A 20,580-nucleotide genomic window follows, 5' to 3' on the forward strand; every position below is an offset into this window, starting at 1 on the left:
TCCCTTGACGGGAGGGGGAAGTTGATATGAGGTGCCGGCTCGGCCGGCACCATTAAAACTAGAAACGAGACCACACCACATGAAAAGAGACTTCCTCGCGCTGAGCCAGTTCTCGAAGGCTGAACTGGACGCGATCTTCCTGTTGACCAAAGAGCTCAAGGAAAAGCAAAAAAAGGGCGTCGAGCACCACCTTTTGAAAGGGAAGTCCCTCGCCATGATCTTCGAGAAGTCCTCCACCCGCACCAGGCTCTCCTTCGAGATCGGGATGTACCAGCTGGGAGGGCACCCGCTCTTCATCTCCAGCAAGGACTCGCAGATGGGTCGCGGCGAGCCGATCAAGGACACCGCCCGCGTCATGGCGCGCTACTGCGACGGCGTCATGATCCGTACCTTCGCCCAGGAGACGGTGGAAGAGTTCGCCAAATACGCCTCCGTCCCCATCATCAACGGGCTCACCGACCTGCACCACCCCTGCCAGATCATGGCCGACATCTTCACCGTGATCGAGCACAGGGGGGGGTACCAGGGGCTCAAGTTCGCCTGGATCGGCGACGGAAACAACATGGCCAACAGCTGGATCGAAGCCGCGGCCATCTTCGGCTTCGACCTGACCCTCGCCTGCCCCGAGGGGTACGACCCGAACCCGCAGGTGCTTGAGTGGGCGCAAAAGCACGCCAGCTCCAAGATCGTCGTCACCCGCGACCCGAAAGTCGCCGCCCAGGACGCGGACGTCTTGAACACCGACGTCTGGGCTAGCATGGGACAGGAAGAGGAGCAGAAGATCAGGGAGAAGGCTTTCGCCGGATTCCAGCTGAACGAGGAGCTCCTCGATCTCGCCAAGGGGAACGCCATGGTGCTGCACTGCCTGCCGGCCCACCGCGGCGAGGAGATCACCGACGACGTCATCGAAGGCCCCCACTCCGCGGTCTGGGACGAGGCGGAGAACCGGCTGCACGTGCAAAAGGCCATCATGGCCATTTTGATGAAATAATCGGACCGATCCAAACGATCCGACCGATCACACAAAGATAAGGAGAACCCATGGCAAAGAAAGAAGTGAAAAAGATCGTCCTCGCCTACTCCGGCGGGCTTGACACCTCCATCATCCTCAAATGGCTCAAAAACGAGTACGGCTGCGAAGTGGTCACCTTCTCCGCTGACCTGGGACAGGGAGACGAGCTGGAGCCGGTTCGCGAGAAGGCGTTCAAGACGGGCGCCGACAAGGTCTACATCGACGACCTGCGCGAAGAGTTCGTGCGCGACTTCGTGTACCCGATGTTCCGCGCCAACGCGATCTACGAAGGGTCTTATCTCCTCGGCACCTCCATAGCGCGCCCGCTGATCGCTAAGCGCCAGATGGAAATCGCCAAGATCGAAGGGTGCGACGCGGTCTCTCACGGCGCCACCGGCAAGGGTAACGACCAGGTTCGCTTCGAGCTCGCCTACTACCACTTCAACCCCGGCATCACCGTCGTGGCCCCGTGGAGGGAATGGAAGCTCAACTCCCGCCAGGCGCTGATCAACTACGCGAAGAGAAACGACATCCCGATCCCGATCACCAAGAAGCGCCCCTGGTCTTCCGACCGGAACCTTTTGCACATCTCCTTCGAAGGCGGCATCCTGGAGGATACCTGGCTGGAGCCCCCCGAGAACATGTTCGTGCTGACCAAGGCTCCGGAGAAGGCGCCGAACAAGCCGCAGTACATCGAGATCGAGTTCGAAAAAGGGAACGCGGTGGCTGTCGACGGCGTGCGCATGTCCCCGGCTGAGCTTTTGGCTCACCTGAACACCATCGGCGGCGAGCACGGCATCGGCCGCGTCGACCTCCTGGAGAACCGTTCGGTCGGCATGAAGTCCCGCGGCGTGTACGAGACCCCGGGCGGCACCATCCTGCGCGAGGCGCACATGGCCGTCGAGCAGATCACCATGGACCGTGAAGTCATGCACCTGAGGGACTCCCTGATCCCGCGCTACGCAGAGATGATCTACAACGGCTACTGGTTCTCACCGGAGCGCGAGATGATGCAGTGCATGATCGACGAATCCCAGAAGACCGTGAACGGCGTGGCAAGGCTGAAGCTCTACAAAGGTCACTGCCGCACCGTAGGCAGGAAATCCGAGAGCGACTCGCTCTTCAACCTCGACTTCGCCACCTTCGAGAAGGATCAGGTCTACAACCAGGCGGACGCCGAGGGCTTCATCAAGCTGAACTCCCTGAGGCTCAGGATCCGTTCGCTCATGCTGGCCAACAAGAACAAGTAAGGCAACTGGCAGTACAGGAGGGTCCATAGGGGCACGAAACCTTTCGTGCCCCTATCTCGCTTTATATGGAGCAAAACGAGTTCAAGGCGGGCCATATTGTCACCTCGGTGGTAGCCGTCATCATCGACACCGACGACCGGGTGCTTCTCACCAAGCGCAACGTCCCTCCCTTCCAGGGCGAATGGGTGATGCCGGGTGGGAAGATCGATCTCGGGGAGCCCATCGTAGCCGCGCTCAAGCGCGAGGTGTGGGAGGAAGTAGGCCTCGAAGTGGAGGTAGGGGAGTTGATCGACGTCTTCGAGCATGTGACGCCAGGCGAAGACAACTATCACTTCATCATAATCTATTACCGCTGCACCCCGCTTTACTGCGACGTGAAGCACAACCGGGACGAAGTGTCCGAGGCGCGCTGGGTAGCCGCCGAAGAATTGGCGGAGTACAAGATCCCCGCCGGCGCACGGTTCATTCTGGGAAAAACGTTTAAAACCGTTTAAAACCGTTTAGAACCGTTTAGAACCAATTGACAATTGATAATTGACAATTGACAATGGGAACCCCTTCTCAGCTCCACTGTCACTTGTCCATCTTCAACTGCCGCAGTTCTTTGTCATCATTTAGTGCAGCTACTTGTTCGTCAGTGCTCAGCTGTTCATTGTCAATCGTCAATCGTACATTGGTAAGTGAAGTTCAGCCGTTCGTTGTCAATTGTTGTGTTGGTGTTCAGGTTTTAGTTGTCAATTGTCAACCGTCAATTGGTTTACGGCCTTTCGTTGTCAATTATCAATTGTCAATTGTCAATTGGTTTACGGGGTTAGTGTGGTCAAGATCATCGAGAAACATGTCCAGCTCGATTTCCCCCTGGGCCATCACCTGCACTGTCTCATCGCCCAGATCCCGAACCGGCTGAGGCGCCGGGACCACCTCTTCACGCTGGAAAAGCCCGAAGAGCAGTGGCGCATGGTGCAAAGCGTGCTCGACCTCGTGGCGGCGGGCGACGGGAACCTGAAGCGGCTGCACTTTCTCATGTTCCCGGAAACTTCGGTACCGCTGTCGCACTTTGACGAGATGCTCTCGACCATCGAGCACAAGTTCCGCCCCAACACGGTGACCATGTTCGGCTTGGAACAGATCACCCTGGAGCAGTACCGCAGCCTGCTGATCCGGTTCCACGCGGACAACGCCGACGCCCTGGAATGCGTCGAGCACGACGTGGATTCCGGCGACATCCTCGGCATGCCGGTCAACTGGTGCTGCGTCGCCATCAAGGAATCGACCGGCAGGGTCCGGGTCTTCCTCGAAGCGAAGACGCACCCTTTCCGCGGCGAGGAGTTCCTGGACAAGGACCACGACCTGTACCGCGGGCGCCATTTCTACCTCTTCAGGGGGGAACCGGCCTGCTTCAACTTCATGACGATAATCTGCCTCGATTACCTCTACCGCGACCTCTACTCGTCCAACATCAAGCAGATCATCGATCACTCGAACCGGCTCTTTTTCACCATGAGGCAGTCCCTGGACGCCCTCTTCGTGATCCAGTGCAACCCGAAACCGGAGCACCGCTCCTATCGCGAGGTGCTCTCGGGCTTCTACGGCGAGTACCTTGAGGACACGCCGGGGGTGCGCGAAACGGTGACGCTCTTCGGCAACTGTTCCGACGAAAGCGAGATCCAGGGGGTCCGCTGCGCTCCCTGCTACGGGATTTCCTTCGTGGCTATCAGCGCGAAGCACAAGATGCCCCCTTACCAGGAGCGGGAGTTCTCCAGCGACGATTTCGACGGCGCGCCGGTCTGCCGCCTGCGCTTCAGCTCGGGAACGAGACTCTTCTATTTCAACCTCCCCCTGAACCACGAACTGGACCCGCGAACGTCCAGGGTTCCCCTCAAGGTGCACGCGGTGATGCGCTGGGCCGGCGAGGAGTGGGTCAAGGTGGGGGACGGCGAGGGGCAGTCCTCGCGGTAACCGGCAGATTTTTTTTAAAAGCACGCATCCCCCCTCCCCTTGCGGGAGGGGGTTAGGGGGTGGGGGTAGGCGCAACGACAGCGCTTATTGCAGCTCCACCCACCCCCCGGCCCCCTCCCGTCCAGGGAGGGAGGGGCGAAAACCAGCAGCAGGAGACAAACATGTCCAAAGACAAGCTGTGGGGCGGGCGTTTCACCCAACCCACCGACAAGTTCGTAGAAGAATTCACCGCCTCCATCAACTTCGATAAGCGCCTGTACCACCAGGACATCCGCGGCTCCATCGCCCACGCCACCATGCTGGGCAAGCAGGGGATCATCCCGGTTGCCGACGTCGAAAGCATCGTCTCGGGGCTGAAGACTATCCTGGAGCAGATCGAGGCGGGCGAGTTCGACTTCTCGGTCTCTTTGGAAGATATCCACATGAACATCGAGGCGCGGCTCTCCGAGAAGATCGGCGACGCCGGCAAGAGGCTCCACACCGGCCGCTCCAGAAACGACCAGGTGGCGCTCGACATCAGGCTCTACCTGCGGGACGAACTGGTGGAGGTCTCGGCGTACATCGACCTCCTGATCGACGCCATCATCCACCAGGCGGAGGAGAACCTCGGCGTGATCATGCCGGGCTTCACCCACCTGCAGACCGCCCAGCCGATCCTCTTCTCGCACCACATGATGGCCTACCACGAGATGCTCAAGCGGGACAAGGCGCGTATGGAGGACTGCCTGAAAAGGACCAACGTGCTTCCCCTGGGCGCAGGCGCCCTGGCCGGGACCACCTTCCCCATCGACCGCGAGTATGTGGCGGAACTCCTCGACTTCGACGGTGTCACCCGCAACTCGCTCGACTCGGTCTCCGACCGCGACTTCGCCATGGAGTTCTGCGCCGCCTCGTCGATCCTGATGGTGCACCTCTCCCGCTTCTCGGAGGAGCTGATCCTCTGGTCCACCAGCGAGTTCAAGTTCGTGGAGCTCTCCGACTCCTTCTGCACCGGCTCCTCCATCATGCCGCAGAAGAAGAACCCGGACGTCCCGGAGCTGGTGCGCGGCAAGACCGGCCGCGTCAACGGCAACCTGGTGGCCCTCTTGACCCTGATGAAATCGCTCCCGCTCGCCTACAACAAGGACATGCAGGAAGACAAGGAGCCGTTATTCGACACCATCGACACCGTGAAAGGGTGCCTCAAGGTCTTCGCCGACATGGTGCGCGAAATGAAGATCAACCCGGAGCGGATGAAGACCGCCGCGGCAGCGGGTTTCTCCACCGCGACCGATGTGGCCGACTACCTGGTGCGTAAGGGAATCCCCTTCCGCGACGCCCACGAGATCGTTGGTAAGACGGTGCGCTACTGCATCGAGAACGAGATGGACATCCCCGAGCTTTCGCTTGCCGAGTGGCAGCTTTTCTCCGGGCGCATCGAGGAGGACATCTTCGAATCGATCACCCTGCAGGCCTCGGTCAACGCCCGTCGCGCGACCGGCGGCACCGCGCTGGAGCGGGTGCGCGCGGAGATCGCCCGGGCCAAGGAAGGTAGGTAACCGGTGGCGGTCTTGAGGGGAATTTGCTGCGGCTTCATCCTGGCGGCGACGCTGGCGCTTCTTTCCGGCTGCGGCAAGAAAGGACCGCTGGTGCCGCCGGAAGCGCTGGTGCCGGCGCCGGTCACGAACCTGGCGCTGGCCCAGAAGGATGGACGGTTCCAGGTGAGATGGTCCGCGCCTTCGAAGCAGGAAGGGGGCGCCGCGCTTAAGGACCTGGCCGGCTTTCTCCTGTTCAAGCGCGTAGTGCTCCCCCCCAACGACGATTGCGAGGAATGCGCGACCGCCTACGGCGAACCGGTGAAGATAGAAATCGAGTACCCCAAGGCGGCAAAGCGCTCCGGGAACTTCTGGGTCTACGACGACCGCGACCTGACCACCGGGAAGCTGTACCAGTATAAGCTCCGCTCCTTCACGACGGCAGGTGTCCAGAGCAAGGATTCCAACCGGGTGCGCCGTACCGCGGCCATCCCACCGCTCCCCCCCGTGCTGGAGGCCGCATCCTCCGCCGAAGCGGTGACGCTTTCCTTTGTGGGGCTCCCCCCGGAGCAGGGAACGCCCGCCGGGTACAACATCTACCGCAGCAAGAAGGGGGAAGAGTTCCCCCTCTTCCCGCTCAACGCGACGCCGGTCACCGCCAACAACTACATAGACCACCTCCCGCAATTCGGCGTTCCCTTCAGCTATGCGGTCACGAGCGTCGCCACGGTAGGGGAAGAGACCGTAGAGAGCGCACCCTCAAACGTTGCGGAAGGTTCCCTGACGCTTCCTGAATAACCCCCTCTCCTTGCCTTTTTAAGAGGTTCATGATAATAACCGAGGGCACGAATTAACCTTTTCAGGCGCCGTCTGGGCGCCTTTTGGAGCGGTCATGAAGATCACAAGAGAACAGGTGGAGCATGTGGCGCGGCTCGCCCGGCTGGAGCTTTCCGAAGCCGAGCTGGACACCTTCACCGGGCAGATGGACTCGATACTTTCCTACGTGGAGAAGCTGAACGCACTGGACACCGAGGGGATCGTGCCGACCTCCCACGCGGTCCCGATGGAGAACGCCTTCAGGGCGGACGAGGCGACCGGCTCGATCGGCGTCGAGGCGGCCCTGGCCAACGCCCCCCTGCGCGCCCAGAGCTTCTTCAGGGTTCCCAAGGTCATCGAGTAAAGGCAGTCTGAGTCTGACAGGTCTGACAGCTGAGACTGACCACAAAATCGCTCAACACCGGAGTTTTGCAATGGAAATTTTCGACCTAACCATACACGAGCTGCATGAGAAGCTGAAGGCGAAGGAGGTCTCTTCCGTCGAGGCGACCCGCGCCATGCTGGACCGGATCGAGGCGGTGGACAGCCAGGTGAACGCCTACATCACCGTGACCCCGGAGCAGGCGCTGGTACAGGCTGAGGACGCGGACCGCCGCATCGCCGCTGGCGAAATCGCGCCTCTGACCGGCATCCCGGTCGGCCTCAAGGACATATTCGTCACCAAGGGAATCCGCACCACCTGCGGCTCGCGCATCCTGGAAAACTTCGTCCCCCCCTACGACGGCACAGCGGTAGCAAAGCTTAAAGAGCAGGGCGCGGTCATCGTCGGCAAGCTGAACCAGGACGAGTTCGCCATGGGCTCCTCCAACGAGTCGAGCTACTTCGGCCCCTGCAAGAACCCGTGGGATCTTTCCTGCACGCCGGGCGGCTCCTCCGGGGGCTCCGCCGCCGCCATCGCCGCACGCACCGCGACCGCGACGCTCGGAACCGATACCGGCGGCTCGATACGCCAACCGGCCTCGCACTGCGGCTGCGTGGGCCTGAAGCCGACCTACGGCAGGGTCTCCCGCTACGGCGTCATCGCTTACGCCTCCTCGCTGGATCAGGTAGGCCCGCTCACCCGCGACGTTACCGACTCGGCACTCCTTTTGGGAGCGGTGGCAGGTTACGACCCGATGGATTCCACCTCGGTCAACACCCCGGTCCCCGACTACGTCGCCTCCCTCGCCAAAGGCGTAAAGGGTATAAAGATCGGCCTTCCCAAGCAGTACTTCATCGAGGGTCTCGACCCGGACGTGAAGCGCGCCATGGACGAGGCGATCGCCATGTACAAGAGCCTCGGCGCCGACATTCGTGAAGTGAGCCTCCCCAACACCGAGTACGCCGTCGCCACCTACTACATCATCGCCACCGCAGAGGCTAGCGCCAACTTGGCCCGCTACGACGGCGTCCGCTTCGGGCACCGCGCAGAGGATGCCAGGGGCCTGGCGCAGATGTACTCCAAGAGCCGCGCCGAGGGGTTCGGCCCCGAGGTTAAGCGCCGCATCATGTTGGGAACCTACGCCCTTTCCTCCGGCTACTACGACGCCTACTACGTCAAGGCGCAGAAGGTGCGCACCCTGATCCAGCAGGACTTCCTGAACGCCTTTAAGGAAGTCGACGTGCTGTTGACCCCGATAGCGCCCACCCCGGCCTTCAAGATCGCGGAAAAGCTCGAGGACCCGCTGCAGATGTACCTCTCCGACATCTTCACCATTCCGGTGAACCTGGCCGGAACCTGCGGCATCTCCGTTCCCGCCGGGTTCAGCGCCGCAGGACTTCCCATCGGGCTGCAACTGGTAGGGAAACCGTTCGGCGAGCAGGAAATCCTCACCGCCGCGTACTCCTTCGAAAGGGAGACGCAGTGGCACCTGAAGAAGGCGCCGCTGTAAAACAAAGTCAAAACCATTGGCACGGAGAACGTCTGAGGACTTCTGAGAAAACCGTGAACCAGAGAATTTAAGACTCAAAGCCTTTAGCGGTTAAGACCAAAAGCCGTTGTTTGGTTTGCTCAGATTTCCTCAGATTTTCTCCTTGCTAACGGTTTTAGGTTTTTTGGAGCTATCTATGAAATATCAGGTCGTCATCGGGCTCGAGGTCCACACCCAGCTCACCACCAACACCAAGATCTTCTGCGGCTGCTCGACCCGCTTCGGGGCGGAGCCGAACTCCCAGACCTGCCCGGTCTGCCTCGGCTTACCAGGCGCGCTCCCGGTACTGAACCAGCAGGTGGTGGAATACGCCATCCGCGCCGGACTCGCCACCAACTGCTCCATCACCAAAAGGAACGTCTTCGCCCGGAAAAACTACTTCTACCCTGACCTCCCGAAGGGTTACCAGATCAGCCAGTTCGACCTCCCCATCTGCCAGCACGGCCACCTGGACATCGAGGTGGAGGGCGAAAAGAAACGGATCGGGATCACCCGCATCCACATGGAGGAGGACGCCGGCAAGTTGGTGCACGCTGACATCCCCGGGGTGGACGATTCCTGCGTCGACCTGAACCGCGCCTGCACGCCGCTACTGGAGATCGTCTCGGAGCCGGACATGCGCTCCCCGGACGAGGCAATCGCCTACCTGAAGAAGCTGCACCAGATCGTCATGTATCTGGGGATCTGCGACGGCAACCTGGAGGAAGGGAGCTTCCGCTGCGACGCGAACGTATCGCTCATGCCGGTCGGCTCCAACGTCTTCGGCACCCGCGCGGAACTGAAGAACATCAACTCCTTCAAGTTCATCAAGCAGGCAATCGAGTACGAGATTGAGCGCCAGGCCGAGATCCTCGACGACGGCGGCAAGGTGGTCCAGGAAACCCGACTTTTCGACCCGAACACCGGCACCACCCGCTCCATGCGCGGCAAGGAGGAGGCGCACGACTACCGCTACTTCCCGGACCCCGACCTGGTCCCGGTGATCATCTCGGACGACTGGATCGAGAAGGTGCGCGGCGGGCTGCCCGAGCTTCCCGAGGCGAAGCGCGCGCGCTTCATGTCGGAAGGAGGGGCCGTATTTGGCGGCTCTGCATTCGGACTCCCCGAGTACGACGCCGAGGTCCTGGTGGCAAGCCGCGAGCTGGCGCAGTACTTCGAGGACACGGTCGCGCTCTTCCCGCAGGCCAAGACCGTCTCCAACTGGGTCATGGGCGAAGTCACCCGCGCCCTCAACGACGACAACAACCGCTCCATCGCCGAGTGCCCGGTCACCCCGGCTCTCTTGGCCGACCTCCTGAAGCTGATGGAGAAAGGGACCATCTCCGGCAAGATCGCCAAGACCGTCTTCGACGAGATGTACAAGACCGGCAAGGCGTCGGAGAAGATCGTCGAGGAGAAGGGTCTGGTGCAGGTCTCCGACACCGGAGCCATCGAGGCCATGGTGGACGAGGTGCTGGAGAAGAACCCCGGGCAGGTAGCCGAGTACAGGGGTGGCAAAGAGACCCTTTTCGGCTTCTTCGTGGGCCAAGTCATGCGCGCCTCCAAAGGGAAGGCGAACCCCGCCGTCGTAAACGAACTGCTGCTAAAGAAACTCAACAGCTAACTACGACACCATCTTTCAGACCGAACAACCTGCTCCCCCCCCTCCCTTGACGGGAGGGGGTCGGGGGGTGGGTGAAGCTGCCACCGGATCAGCCGTGGCGCCTTCCCCCCCCACCCCGACCCTCCCCCGCCAGGGGGGAGGGAGCAAAGACAGTGCTTTCGAGGTAGACGATGTCCTTCAGAACCATAGAGTGGCGCGACAACAAGGTGATCATGATAGACCAGACCAGGCTCCCGGCCGAGGAGGTCTACAACGAGTACACCGACTTTCAGGGTGTGGCCCAGGCCATTCGCGGCATGGTGGTGCGCGGAGCTCCCGCCATCGGCATCGCCGCCGCCATGGGGGTCGCTCTCGGGGCGCGCGAGATCATCGCCGACAGCTTCGACACCTTCTACCGCCAGCTCGAAAACGTCTGCGAAGTGATCGGACGCACCCGCCCCACCGCGGTCAACCTCTTCTGGGGCCTGGAGCGGATGAAGCGGGTCGCCCTGCAGCATAAGGAGCTGAATCTCAACTCGATCCGGGAACTGCTGAAGGCGGAGGCGATCAGCATCGAGACCGAGGACCTCGCCATCTGCAAGGAGATCGGCAGGCACGGCGCCGCGCTGGTCAAGGAGGGCGCCTCCATCCTCACCCACTGCAACGCAGGCGGGCTGGCGACGGCAGGTTACGGCACCGCGCTCGGCGTCATCCGCGGCGCGCACGAGGCGGGCAAGGGGATCCGCGTCTTCGCCGACGAAACCCGCCCCTGGCTCCAGGGCGCGCGCCTCACCGCCTGGGAGCTGATGAAGGACTCGATCCCGGTGACGCTGATCTCCGACAACATGGCAGGCTGGCTCATGAAGACCGGCCAGATAGACTTCTGCGTGGTCGGCGCCGACCGCATCGCGGCGAACGGCGACACCGCCAACAAGATCGGCACCTACTCGGTCGCCGTCCTCGCCAAGGAAAACCGCATTCCGTTCTACGTCGCGGCCCCGATATCCACGCTCGACCTGAAGCTTGCCAACGGCGACCTGATCCCGATCGAGGAGCGCGCCTCCGAGGAAGTGACCCAGATCAAGGGGATCCAGATCGCGCCCGAAGGGGTTAAGGTAAGAAATCCCGCCTTCGACGTCACCCCCGCCCGCTACATCACCGGAATCATCACAGAAAAAGGGGTGGTGCGCGGCGATTACGAAAGGGAGCTGAAGGCGCTGGTCGGGCAATGACGCGCCGCCAGTCGGATCTGGCGGGGGCGCTCCTCGCCGCGCTGTCGCAGCGCCAGGGGAGCGGGCTCGCACAGCTGCTCGAACAGGGAGGCTACAGCTACGGCGCCCGCTCGGTGGAAAACCTGCGCCTGTTATCCGAACTGCTCCCCGGCGAGCGGCTGATCGAGGTCGCCATCGCCGCCTTGGCCACCCCCCTTCCCGACATGGCCTTGAACGGCCTGGAGCGCATCAGCACCGCCGTCCCCAACGATATCCTCCTGGAACTCTGCTCCCGCCGGGCGCTCCTCACCCAGTTGATGAACATCTGCGGTTCCTCCCCCTTCCTCACCAACCTCATCTGCCGCGACCCGTCGTCCCTCAAAAGGCTGTTCCTCGACCGCGAGATCATGTGCAGCCGCTCCGAGCCCGAGATGCTCGCCACCCTGCGTAGCCGCGTCCCCGAGGGGACCGGATACGCCGATCTCTTCGCGCACCTGCGCCGCTTCAAGTACTCGGAGATGCTGCGCATCGCGGCCCGCGACCTGAACGGGCTCTCCCCGCTGGAAGAGGTGACCGGGGAGCTCGCCTCTCTCGCCGCAGTGACGCTGCAGCTGGCCTACGAGGCGGCCCTTGCCGAGCTGGCCCGTGAGCACGGCACGCCGATGCAGACCACACCGGACGGCCAAGTGGAGGCGGAATTCACCATCATCGGCATGGGAAAGCTCGGGGGACGCGAACTCAACTTCTCCTCCGACATCGACCTGATCTACTTCTACTCCTCCGACAAGGGGGAGAGCACCGGCATTCCCGACGGGAGGGGGGGCTTCAAGGGAAAGCTCTCCCTGCACTCCTTCTTCGTGAAGCTCGCCGAGATGGTGAGCCGCGCCATCTCCCAGGTCACCGAGGACGGCTTCGTCTTCCGGGTGGATATGGGGCTGCGGCCGGACGGCAAGGCCGGCGACCTCGCCACCTCGATGCGCTCGGCCGAGGTCTACTACGAGTCCTGGGGGCAGTCCTGGGAGCGCGCCGCCATGATGAAGGCGCGCCCGGTTGCAGGATCCATCGAACTCGGGGAGGCGATACTCGCGGCCCTCACCCCGTTCATCTACCGCCGCTACCTCGACTACAACCTCATCGAAGACATGATGGCGATGAAGAAGAAGATCGACGCCTCGTTGGCGAGAAGCCAGGAGGGGGAGGTCAACATCAAGCTCGGGCGCGGCGGCATCCGCGAGATCGAGTTCTTCATCCAGGCGCTGCAGCTGGTATATGCCGGGAAGAACCCCAACCTGCGCGTGAAGAACTCGCTGGCCGCCCTGCAGACGCTCAGGCAGTCGCACATCATCAAGGAAGCCGACTGCGTCGCCCTCTCGGACGCCTACCGCTTCCTGCGCACCGTGGAGCACCGCATACAGGTGGTCCAGGAGCGCCAGACCCACGCCCTGCCGAGGAAAGAAGAAGAGTTGCGGGCGCTTGCCAGGCGCTGCGGCTACCTGAGAAAGGACGGGCTGCACCGTTTCAGCGAGACCCTGGAGCTGCACCGGCGTGGAGTCTCCGCCATCTACGGAGACCTATTCCTCTCCCGGGACGAGAAGATCAAGGAGGAGGTGCTCCCCGAGGTGCACTACTTCTTCGATCACAACGCCGACCCCGACCTGATCAAGGACATGCTGGAGGAGCGGCGGTTCGAGAACCCTGACGTCGCCTACGACAACCTCCTGGTGCTGCGCGACGGGCCAGCCAAGGTGAATCTCACCAACCAGGGGCGCCGCACCCTGGAGAAGATCGCCCCGCTCTTTTTGCAGGAGGTGTTCGCAGCGCCCGACCCGGACCTCGCGCTCGTCAACCTGGAGCGCTTCCTCTCCTCCACCAGGACCCGCGCCTCCATCTACGCGCTCCTCGCCGAAAACCGCGACATACTGAAGCTCCTCACCTCGCTGTTCGGGATGTCGGAGTTCCTCTCCAAGATCTTCATCGGTCACCCGGAACTCTTGGACAGCATGACCACGCGCGGCTACGCCTACCTGCAGAAGGAGCGCGCCGCCATGGCGCACGAGCTGGACGACTTCCTGACCCAGGCGGACGACTTCGAGGAGCAACTCGATGCCATGCGCAGCTACCGGCACGAAGAGTTCCTGCGCATCGGCATGAACGACGTCCACGGCAAGATGAAGCAGCCCGAGGTGGCGCGGCAGTTGACCGACTTGGCCGACGTCTGCCTGGCCGCGGCCTGCTGCCTTGCCACCGGCGAACTGGCCCGCTTCGGGCGCCCGATAGTCAAGGACGAGGACGGCTCCGAACGCGAGGCGACCTTCGCCGTGGTGGCCATGGGGAAACTGGGGGGCTTCGAGCTCAACTACCACTCCGACCTGGACATCATCTACATCTACGAGGGGCAGGGGTACACCGACGGCGAGAAGAGCATCACCAACCGCGAGTACTTCTCCAAGCTGGGGCAGAAGATCATCCTGGTGCTCACCACCCAGACCCGCGAGGGGTACGCCTACAAGATAGACACACGCTTGCGCCCTTCCGGGAACGCCGGCCCGCTGGTCACCTCGCTGGAGGCGTTCCAGGGGTACCACGAGGCCGAGGCGCAGATCTGGGAGCGCCAGGCGCTGACCAAGGCGCGGGTAACCTACGGCGACCCGGACCTGAAGCAGAAGATCGAGGGGATCATCGAGAAGACCGTGTATGGCGCCGGCGCCGACGAAACCGTCCGCAGCGAGATCCACCGGCTGCGCATGCGCATGGAGAACGAGCTCGCCAAGGAGACCAGCGGGAGCTACAACATCAAGACCGGCCGCGGCGGCATGGTCGACGTCGAGTTCATCATCCAGTTCCTGCAGCTTAAGTACGGGCGCGAGTACCGTGAAATCCGCAGCACCAGCACGCTGCGCGCCATGGATGCCATGCACCAGCTGGGGATACTTCCCGGGCGTGATTACCATGCCCTCTTCGACGGCTACAAGTTCCTGCGCCGCCTGGAGAACCGCCTGCGGATCATCCACGACTACTCGATGAACGACCTCGGCGGGCCGCTCAAGTACCTGAACAAGCTGGCCAGACGGCTCGGTTACGACCCTATGCTGAAAAACCCGGGGGAGGCGCTCATGGCCGACTACGAGCGCGTCACCGGCGCTGTTCGCGAGGTGTACGGGCGGGTGTTGGGAAGCGAAGGTATGTCCCCTCCCCCGGAGGGGGAGGGTTAGGGAGGGGGATATAACTAAAAAGGGGACAGGCTACTTTTTGAGATCAAAAAGTAGCCTGTCCCCCTTTTCAATGGAGGACGGATGGAAGTACGGATTTATTACGAAGATACCGATGCTGGGGGGGTGGTGTACCACTCCAACTACATCAGCTACATGGAGCGCGCGAGGACCGAGTTCCTCAGAAAGCACGGCCTCTCGGTGCGGGAGATGCACGACATGGGGATCATCTTCCCCGTGGTGTCGATAGAGGCGAACTTCCGGGCGCCGGCGCGGCTGGACGACCTTCTGGAAGTGCGGACGCAGATAGCGGCGCTGAAAAACAGCTCCTTCACCGCGGCGCAGCAGGTGGTGCGAAAAGAGGACGGGAAGCTCCTGGTCGAAGCGAAGGTGACGCTCGCCTGCGTGAACCCGGAGATGCGCCCCAGGCGCCTGCCGCAGGAGATCCGCGACCTTTTCAGCTCGCTGATGGAAGAGACCGCATAAACCTAAGGCACTCACCACAGAGGAAAAACAAAACGAGGAAAAACAAAAAACCGGAAAGCTTTTGGGGTTCAAACCCTAAAGCCTTTCGGTTTTTGTTTTTCCTCTGTGTATCCTCTGTGATCCCTCTGTGGTGAGTGCCTTTGCCTTTACTGCTGCTTCTGCGCCTTTTCCCTTCTCTCTTCCAGCACCATCTCTATGGCGAGAAGGAAGACGCCTACGCAGATGGCTGAGTCGGCTACGTTGAAGGCGGGCCAGTAATGCTCGTACCAGTGGACGTAGAGAAAGTCGATCACCTCGCCGAGCCTCACCCTGTCGATCAGGTTGCCTAACGCTCCTGAGAATATCAGCGAGAGGGAGAGGGCACTTACCTTCTGGTCATCCCGCAGTCGGCTTACTACCACGAGAATGACCACGACCGCCACGGCGGAGACCAGCAGGAAGAAGGGGAGCCGCCAGGAGGAGTTCGCCAGGATGCCGAAAGCCGCCCCCTTGTTGCGCAGGTAGGTGATGTTGAAGAACCCCTCGATAACGGTGATGGAGTCGTGCAACCGCATGGTCTTGTCGATGTAGACCTTGGTCACCTGGTCCAGGACCAGCACCAGCACGGAGACCGCCAGCAGTATGATGTACTTTGCTTTCATAGAGTCCTTAGAAGTTCTGTCTGAAAAACGCTCTATTTCACCGCGGCCAGGCATTTCGGGCAGAGGGTCGGATGCTCGCTGTCCTGCCCGATCTGCTCGTCGTAGCACCAGCAGCGCTCGCACTTCTCGCCCGGGGCGGCGGTGACGCCGACCTCCAGCCCTTCTATCCCTTCAGCCTGGTACACCTCGCCGCCGACCTGCGCGGCAAGCTCCGCCTTGGAAACGATGAAGATCTGCGCCAGTTCCCCGGCGAATTCCTTCAAAAGCGCCTCGGTATCGCCGCTGGCCTTGATGGCGACGGCGGCGTCCAGCGAATGGCCGATCACCTTCTTCACGCGGGCCAACTCCAGCGCTTTGGAGACCTCGGCGCGGACCTTGATGATCTTCTCCCAACGCTGCGCGAGCGCCTCGTCCTTGACCTCAGGCGCGAGCGCCGGGAACTGCGCCAGGTGCACGCTCGACTCGCGCGTGCCGGGCATCTCCGCCCAGACCTCTTCTGCGGTGAAGGAGAGTACCGGCGCCACCATGCGCACCAGGGCGTCGAGGATCAGGTACATCACGGTCTGGCCGCTTCTTCTCGCCACCGAGCTGCTCTTGCTGGTGTAGACCCTGTCTTTCAGGATATCGAGGTAGAAGGCGCTCATCTCGACGGTGCAGAAGCCGTTCACCGCGTGGTAGAGAATGTGGAACTCGCTGTCCTTGTAGGAGGCGAGCACCTTTTCCTTCAAGAGTTCCAACTGGTGCATGGCCCAGCGGTCCAATTCCGGCATGTCGGCGTAGGCCACCAGGTCGGTGTCCGGGTTGAAGTCGTTGATGTTGCCCAAGATGTAGCGGCAGGTGTTCCTGATGCGGCGGTAGCTCTCGGAGAGACGGGTCAGTATCTCCTGGGAGATGCGCAGGTCGTCGCGGTAGTCCTGCGCCGCAACCCAGAGCCTCAACACGTCGCCGCCGAACTTCTTGATGACGTCCTCGGGAGCGACCACGTTGCCGACCGATTTGCTCATTTTCCTGCCGGCACCGTCCATGACGAAGCCGTGGGTCAGCACGTTCTTGTAGGGCGCACGGCCGCGGGTGCCGACGCTCGCCAGAAGCGAGGAGTGGAACCAGCCGCGGTGCTGGTCGCTTCCCTCAAGGTACATGTCCGCCGGTGAGGAGAGGTTGTCGCGCAATTCCAGAACCGCTGCATGGGAAACGCCGGAGTCGAACCAGACGTCGAGGATGTCGGTTTCCTTGTCGAACTCGCTCTTGCCGCAGGAGGGGCAGCAGGTTCCTTCCGGGAGGAACCTGGACGCTTCCCAGTCGTACCAGATGTCGGAGGTGTGCTCGGCGAAGAGGTCGGCGATCTGGTGCATGATCTTGCCGTCGGCCAGCACGTTGCCGCAGCTCTTGCAGTAGAAGGCGGTGATGGGAACGCCCCAGGAACGCTGCCTGGAGACGCACCAGTCGGGGCGGTTCTCGATCATGCCGTAGATGCGCTCGCGCCCCCACTTCGGGATCCAGTTCACGCTGTTGATCGCCTCCAGCGCCTTGCCGCGCAGGTCGTTTCTCTCCATGGAGATGAACCACTGCTCGGTGGCCCTGAAGATGATCGGCTTCTTGCAGCGCCAGCAGTGCGGGTAGGAGTGGGAGATCTCCTTTTGCCCCAGAAGCGCCCCGACCTCGATTAGCTTCTCGATCACGTTCTTGTTGGCGTCGAAGACGAACTGGCCACCGAAGAACTGGATGTTCTCGTAGAAGCGGCCGCGGTTGTCGACCGGGTTGTAGATGTCGAGCCCTTCCTTTAGCCCCAGCTCGTAGTCTTCCTGGCCGTGGCCGGGAGCGGTGTGGACGCAGCCGGTACCGGCTTCCAGGGTGACGTGCTCGCCCAGGAGGATGACGGAATCCTGCTCGTAGAACGGATGGCGGGCAAGCCGCTTCTCAAGCAGCCTGGAGGGGAATTTCGCCAGCAGCTCGCCCTCGGCGCCGATCTCCTTCAGGAAGCTCTCCTTCAGGCCGTCCGCCACGATGACGACGTCGCCGCTCTCAAGCTTCAGCGCCACGTAGTCGAGGTCCGGGTGGATGGCGATGGCGAGGTTGGCAGGGAGCGTCCAGGGGGTGGTGGTCCAGATCACCATGGAGGCCTTTTTGCCGGCGAGCTCGGGGACGACGCTACCGAGCTCCTCCTTGAGCGGGAACTTCACGAACACGGAGGGGGACTTGTGGTCGGCGTACTCGACCTCGGCCTCGGCGAGCGCCGTGCCGCAGGAGGAGCACCAGTGCACCGGCTTCTTCCCCTTGTAAAGCCCGCCGTTTTCGGCGAAGCGCGCCAGTTCTCTGGCGATGGCCCCCTCGTAGCTCGCGTTCATGGTCAGGTACGGGGTATCCCACTCGCCGAAGATCCCCAGGCGCTCGAACTCGGCGCGCTGTATGGCGACGAACTTCGCGGCGTACTCGCGGCAAAGCTTGCGCATCTCGAGCTTGGAAATCTCGTGTTTCTTGCTCCCCAGGTTCTTCTCCACCTGCAGCTCGATGGGGAGCCCGTGGCAGTCCCACCCCGGGACGTAGGGGGCGGCGAAGCCTTCCATCCTCTTGCTCTTGAGGACGATGTCCTTGAGGATCTTGTTTAGGGCGTGGCCGATGTGGATGTGGCCGTTGGCGTAGGGAGGTCCGTCGTGCAGGACGTAGCGCGGCTTCGACTTGCCCGCCTCTTCGATCTTCTTGTCTATCTCCACCTGCTCCCAATGCTTGAGCATCTCCGGCTCGCGTTGGGGAAGATTCCCTTTCATAGGGAAGTTTGTTTGGGGCAGGTTCAATGTTTCTTTGTAGTCCATGTTACGGCCTCCGCACTGTCAGTTAAAGCCCTGAGAGAAACGACATAAACTACTAGCTATATCGCATAATGTCAATGGCAAACGGGGATTTCCGCCAGTTTCACGGGGTTGTGGAGGTGGCTTGAGAGGGCGATTTCCATGCGAAGGTGGCAAACGCCGACGGAATGGTGTATATAGCGTTGGCGCCGTGGCACTTGGCACTGCTTTTACCTTACGCCGCCAGCGTGTCACTGTCTCAAAGGAGTTCTATGACCCACAAAACTCAGGATTCATTCTGGGGCGGAATCGTGAAAGCACTCGGCCTCGTCTTTGGTGACATCGGCACGAGCCCCATATACACACTCACCGTCGTTTTCACCTTGACCAAGCCGACCCATGCCAATGTCTACGGCATCCTCTGTCTTGTATTCTGGACCATGACCATTCTGGTGACTGCGGAGTACGCCTGGCTCGCCATGAGCCTCGGCAAGAAGGGGCAAGGCGGCGAGATCGTGCTTCGGGAAATCATCATCAAGCTCTTCAAGCAGGGGCGGGTGCTGGCCTTCGCCGGGTTTCTCTCCTTCCTCGGGGTTTCGCTTCTCTTGGGGGACGGGGTCATCACCCCCGCCATCTCCATACTCTCCGCCGTCGAGGGCCTTTTGCTGATACCGGGGCTGGAGGCGACGAGGCAGGGGGTGCTGGTCGTCATCGCGGCACTGATCGCCTTCACGCTCTTCTTCTTCCAGTCGCGCGGCACGGACAAGATGGCCGGGGTCTTCGGGCCGATCATGATCCTTTACTTCGGTTCGCTCCTCGTGTCGGGGCTCGTCTCCATCTCCGGCACCCCCGGCATCGTCGCGGCCATCAATCCGATGTACGCCATCGACTTCTTCCGCGAAAACGGCATCGCCGGCTACTTCGTCCTCTCCGAGGTGATCCTTTGCTCCACCGGCGGCGAGGCGCTCTACGCCGACATGGGGCACCTGGGGAAGAAGCCCATCATCCGGGCCTGGTACTTCGTTTTCGCCGCGCTTTACTTGAACTATCTGGGTCAAGGGGCCTTCCTGCTCAAGCACCCGGACACGAAGAACATCCTTTTCGGCATGATCCAGGAGCAGTCAAGCCTGCTCTACATCCCGTTCCTGCTTTTGACCATCATGGCCACCATCATCGCGTCGCAATCGATCATCAGCGGCGTCTTCTCCATCGTCTACCAGGGGATCACCACGCGGCTCATGCCGCTATTCAAGGTGGACTACACCTCCAAGCACATCCAGTCCCAGATCTACATCGGCGTGGTCAACTGGACGCTCATGTGCGCGGTCATCTTCGTCATGTTTTTCTTTCAGAAATCGGTGAACCTCGCCGCCGCCTACGGCATGGCCGTCACCGGATCGATGACCATCACGGCGCTGATGATGATCATGGTCTTCTCCAAGACCACGAAGAAATGGAAGGTTCCGGTCGTTGCCGTCATCGCCGTCATCGACCTCATCTACTTCACCTCGACCTTCCCGAAATTCGTGCACGGTGCCTATTGGTCCATCGCGCTCGCCTCGGTACCGTTCATCACCATCCAGGTCTGGACCAAGGGGCAGCGCCAGCTGTACCGCGCACTGCGCCCGCTGGACCTCGACATCTTCATGCTTTCCTACGAGCAGATCTACGGCAAGAACAAGAACATCCCGGGGACAGCGCTCTTCTTCCTCAAGGCGCTCGACGTCATCCCCCCCTACATCGTCCATTGCATGATCCGCTCTAACATCATCTACGAGCGGAACATCCTGATCTCCATCATCCGCACCGACGAGCCGTTCGGCAACATCGCCCGGCACAAGAAGGACGTGGGGACCGGGCTCGAATTCTTCCAGATCAGCGCCGGCTACATGGAACTACTCGACATCGAGAAGCAGTTGAAGGAACACGGTATCGTGGAGAAGGTGATCTTCTACGGCATCGAGGACATCGAGACCAGGAACCCGGTCTGGAAGCTGTTCGCGCTGATGAAGAAGCTGACCCCGAACTTCGTGCAGTTCAACAAGCTTCCCGCGACCAAGCTGCAGGGGGTCATGACCCGGGTGGAGATGTAAAAAAGGAAGGGGATCTCAAATCGGTAAAGGGAAAGACAAAAAAAGGCCGCATCGCCAACAACGATGCGGCCTTTTCAGTTTCGATGCCTG

At 61.5% G+C, this 20,580-nt stretch carries 15 protein-coding genes; 13 read left to right on the forward strand and 2 right to left on the reverse strand.

From position 1 onward, the window contains the following. Positions 1-79: 79 nt before the first annotated feature. From argF to ybgC, 12 genes are all read left to right on the forward strand, one after another. A complete protein-coding gene (gene argF / locus GBEM_RS18160; protein WP_012532066.1) occupies positions 80-991 on the forward strand; it encodes an ornithine carbamoyltransferase in 912 nt (303 codons plus the stop codon). Between the two features lie 50 nt (positions 992-1,041). Continuing rightward, positions 1,042-2,262, forward strand: a complete 1,221-nt coding sequence (locus tag GBEM_RS18165; RefSeq protein ID WP_012532067.1) for an argininosuccinate synthase — start codon at positions 1,042-1,044, stop codon at positions 2,260-2,262. A gap of 65 nt (positions 2,263-2,327) precedes the next feature. Next, entirely contained in the window at positions 2,328-2,756 is a 429-nt protein-coding gene (locus GBEM_RS18170; RefSeq protein ID WP_012532068.1) for an NUDIX domain-containing protein, read from the forward strand. 322 nt (positions 2,757-3,078) lie between these two features. After that, the gene (locus GBEM_RS18175) at positions 3,079-4,221 is read left to right on the forward strand and encodes a hypothetical protein (RefSeq protein WP_041262864.1); all 1,143 of its coding nucleotides are present in this window, start codon (positions 3,079-3,081) and stop codon (positions 4,219-4,221) included. Between the two features lie 161 nt (positions 4,222-4,382). Further along, positions 4,383-5,759: an argininosuccinate lyase gene (gene argH, locus GBEM_RS18180; RefSeq protein ID WP_012532070.1), complete on the forward strand. Its 1,377-nt coding sequence runs from the start codon at positions 4,383-4,385 to the stop codon at positions 5,757-5,759. A gap of 3 nt (positions 5,760-5,762) precedes the next feature. Further along, positions 5,763-6,533: an LPS translocon maturation chaperone LptM gene (lptM, locus tag GBEM_RS18185; RefSeq protein ID WP_012532071.1), complete on the forward strand. Its 771-nt coding sequence runs from the start codon at positions 5,763-5,765 to the stop codon at positions 6,531-6,533. A 94-nt stretch (positions 6,534-6,627) separates the two neighbouring features. Further along, the gene (gene gatC, locus GBEM_RS18190; RefSeq protein ID WP_012532072.1) at positions 6,628-6,915 is read left to right on the forward strand and encodes an Asp-tRNA(Asn)/Glu-tRNA(Gln) amidotransferase subunit GatC; all 288 of its coding nucleotides are present in this window, start codon (positions 6,628-6,630) and stop codon (positions 6,913-6,915) included. A 70-nt stretch (positions 6,916-6,985) separates the two neighbouring features. Further along, complete coding sequence (gatA, locus tag GBEM_RS18195; protein ID WP_012532073.1) at positions 6,986-8,443, forward strand: Asp-tRNA(Asn)/Glu-tRNA(Gln) amidotransferase subunit GatA; 1,458 nt, start codon at positions 6,986-6,988, stop codon at positions 8,441-8,443. A gap of 175 nt (positions 8,444-8,618) precedes the next feature. Continuing rightward, positions 8,619-10,085, forward strand: a complete 1,467-nt coding sequence (gene gatB, locus GBEM_RS18200; RefSeq protein ID WP_012532074.1) for an Asp-tRNA(Asn)/Glu-tRNA(Gln) amidotransferase subunit GatB — start codon at positions 8,619-8,621, stop codon at positions 10,083-10,085. Positions 10,086-10,255: 170 nt separating this feature from the next. Then, entirely contained in the window at positions 10,256-11,296 is a 1,041-nt protein-coding gene (mtnA, locus tag GBEM_RS18205; protein WP_012532075.1) for an S-methyl-5-thioribose-1-phosphate isomerase, read from the forward strand. Then, on the forward strand, positions 11,293-14,487 hold the full coding sequence (gene glnE / locus GBEM_RS18210; RefSeq protein ID WP_012532076.1) for a bifunctional [glutamate--ammonia ligase]-adenylyl-L-tyrosine phosphorylase/[glutamate--ammonia-ligase] adenylyltransferase: 3,195 nt from the start codon (positions 11,293-11,295) through the stop codon (positions 14,485-14,487). Before mtnA ends, glnE begins: the two co-directional genes overlap by 4 nt. An 81-nt stretch (positions 14,488-14,568) precedes the next feature. Continuing rightward, positions 14,569-14,970 carry a tol-pal system-associated acyl-CoA thioesterase gene (ybgC, locus tag GBEM_RS18215; protein ID WP_012532077.1) on the forward strand — a complete coding sequence of 134 codons (402 nt, stop codon included), beginning with the start codon at positions 14,569-14,571 and terminating at the stop codon, positions 14,968-14,970. A 146-nt stretch (positions 14,971-15,116) separates the two neighbouring features. Here the strand turns inward: ybgC and lspA are convergent, their stop codons facing one another. Next, on the reverse strand, positions 15,117-15,611 hold the full coding sequence (lspA, locus tag GBEM_RS18220; protein WP_012532078.1) for a signal peptidase II: 495 nt from the start codon (positions 15,609-15,611) through the stop codon (positions 15,117-15,119). Positions 15,612-15,643: 32 nt separating this feature from the next. Next, positions 15,644-18,421, reverse strand: coding sequence for an isoleucine--tRNA ligase (gene ileS, locus GBEM_RS18225; RefSeq protein ID WP_012532079.1), 2,778 nt, complete (start codon positions 18,419-18,421; stop codon positions 15,644-15,646). Between the two features lie 248 nt (positions 18,422-18,669). On the opposite strand from ileS, the gene GBEM_RS18230 reads away from it, so the two are divergent. Then, the gene (locus GBEM_RS18230; RefSeq protein ID WP_012532080.1) at positions 18,670-20,490 is read left to right on the forward strand and encodes a KUP/HAK/KT family potassium transporter; all 1,821 of its coding nucleotides are present in this window, start codon (positions 18,670-18,672) and stop codon (positions 20,488-20,490) included. Positions 20,491-20,580: the final 90 nt, after the last annotated feature.

Origin of the sequence: Citrifermentans bemidjiense Bem (genome assembly GCF_000020725.1) — a bacterium.
GTDB classification, from domain to species: Bacteria; Desulfobacterota; Desulfuromonadia; order Geobacterales; family Geobacteraceae; genus Geomonas; species Geomonas bemidjiensis.

Bases quoted from the DNA above. Each gene is read 5' to 3' on its own strand.
- ybgC (WP_012532077.1), top strand. From the start codon at position 14,569: ATGGAAGTACGGATTTATTACGAAGATACCGATGCTGGGGGGGTGGTG.
- argH (WP_012532070.1), top strand. From the start codon at position 4,383: ATGTCCAAAGACAAGCTGTGGGGCGGGCGTTTCACCCAACCCACCGAC.
- GBEM_RS18165 (WP_012532067.1), top strand. From the start codon at position 1,042: ATGGCAAAGAAAGAAGTGAAAAAGATCGTCCTCGCCTACTCCGGCGGG.
- ileS (WP_012532079.1), bottom strand. From the start codon at position 18,421: ATGGACTACAAAGAAACATTGAACCTGCCCCAAACAAACTTCCCTATG.
- GBEM_RS18230 (WP_012532080.1), top strand. From the start codon at position 18,670: ATGACCCACAAAACTCAGGATTCATTCTGGGGCGGAATCGTGAAAGCA.
- gatA (WP_012532073.1), top strand. From the start codon at position 6,986: ATGGAAATTTTCGACCTAACCATACACGAGCTGCATGAGAAGCTGAAG.
- gatC (WP_012532072.1), top strand. From the start codon at position 6,628: ATGAAGATCACAAGAGAACAGGTGGAGCATGTGGCGCGGCTCGCCCGG.
- mtnA (WP_012532075.1), top strand. From the start codon at position 10,256: ATGTCCTTCAGAACCATAGAGTGGCGCGACAACAAGGTGATCATGATA.
- gatB (WP_012532074.1), top strand. From the start codon at position 8,619: ATGAAATATCAGGTCGTCATCGGGCTCGAGGTCCACACCCAGCTCACC.
- lspA (WP_012532078.1), bottom strand. From the start codon at position 15,611: ATGAAAGCAAAGTACATCATACTGCTGGCGGTCTCCGTGCTGGTGCTG.
- glnE (WP_012532076.1), top strand. From the start codon at position 11,293: ATGACGCGCCGCCAGTCGGATCTGGCGGGGGCGCTCCTCGCCGCGCTG.
- argF (WP_012532066.1), top strand. From the start codon at position 80: ATGAAAAGAGACTTCCTCGCGCTGAGCCAGTTCTCGAAGGCTGAACTG.
- GBEM_RS18170 (WP_012532068.1), top strand. From the start codon at position 2,328: ATGGAGCAAAACGAGTTCAAGGCGGGCCATATTGTCACCTCGGTGGTA.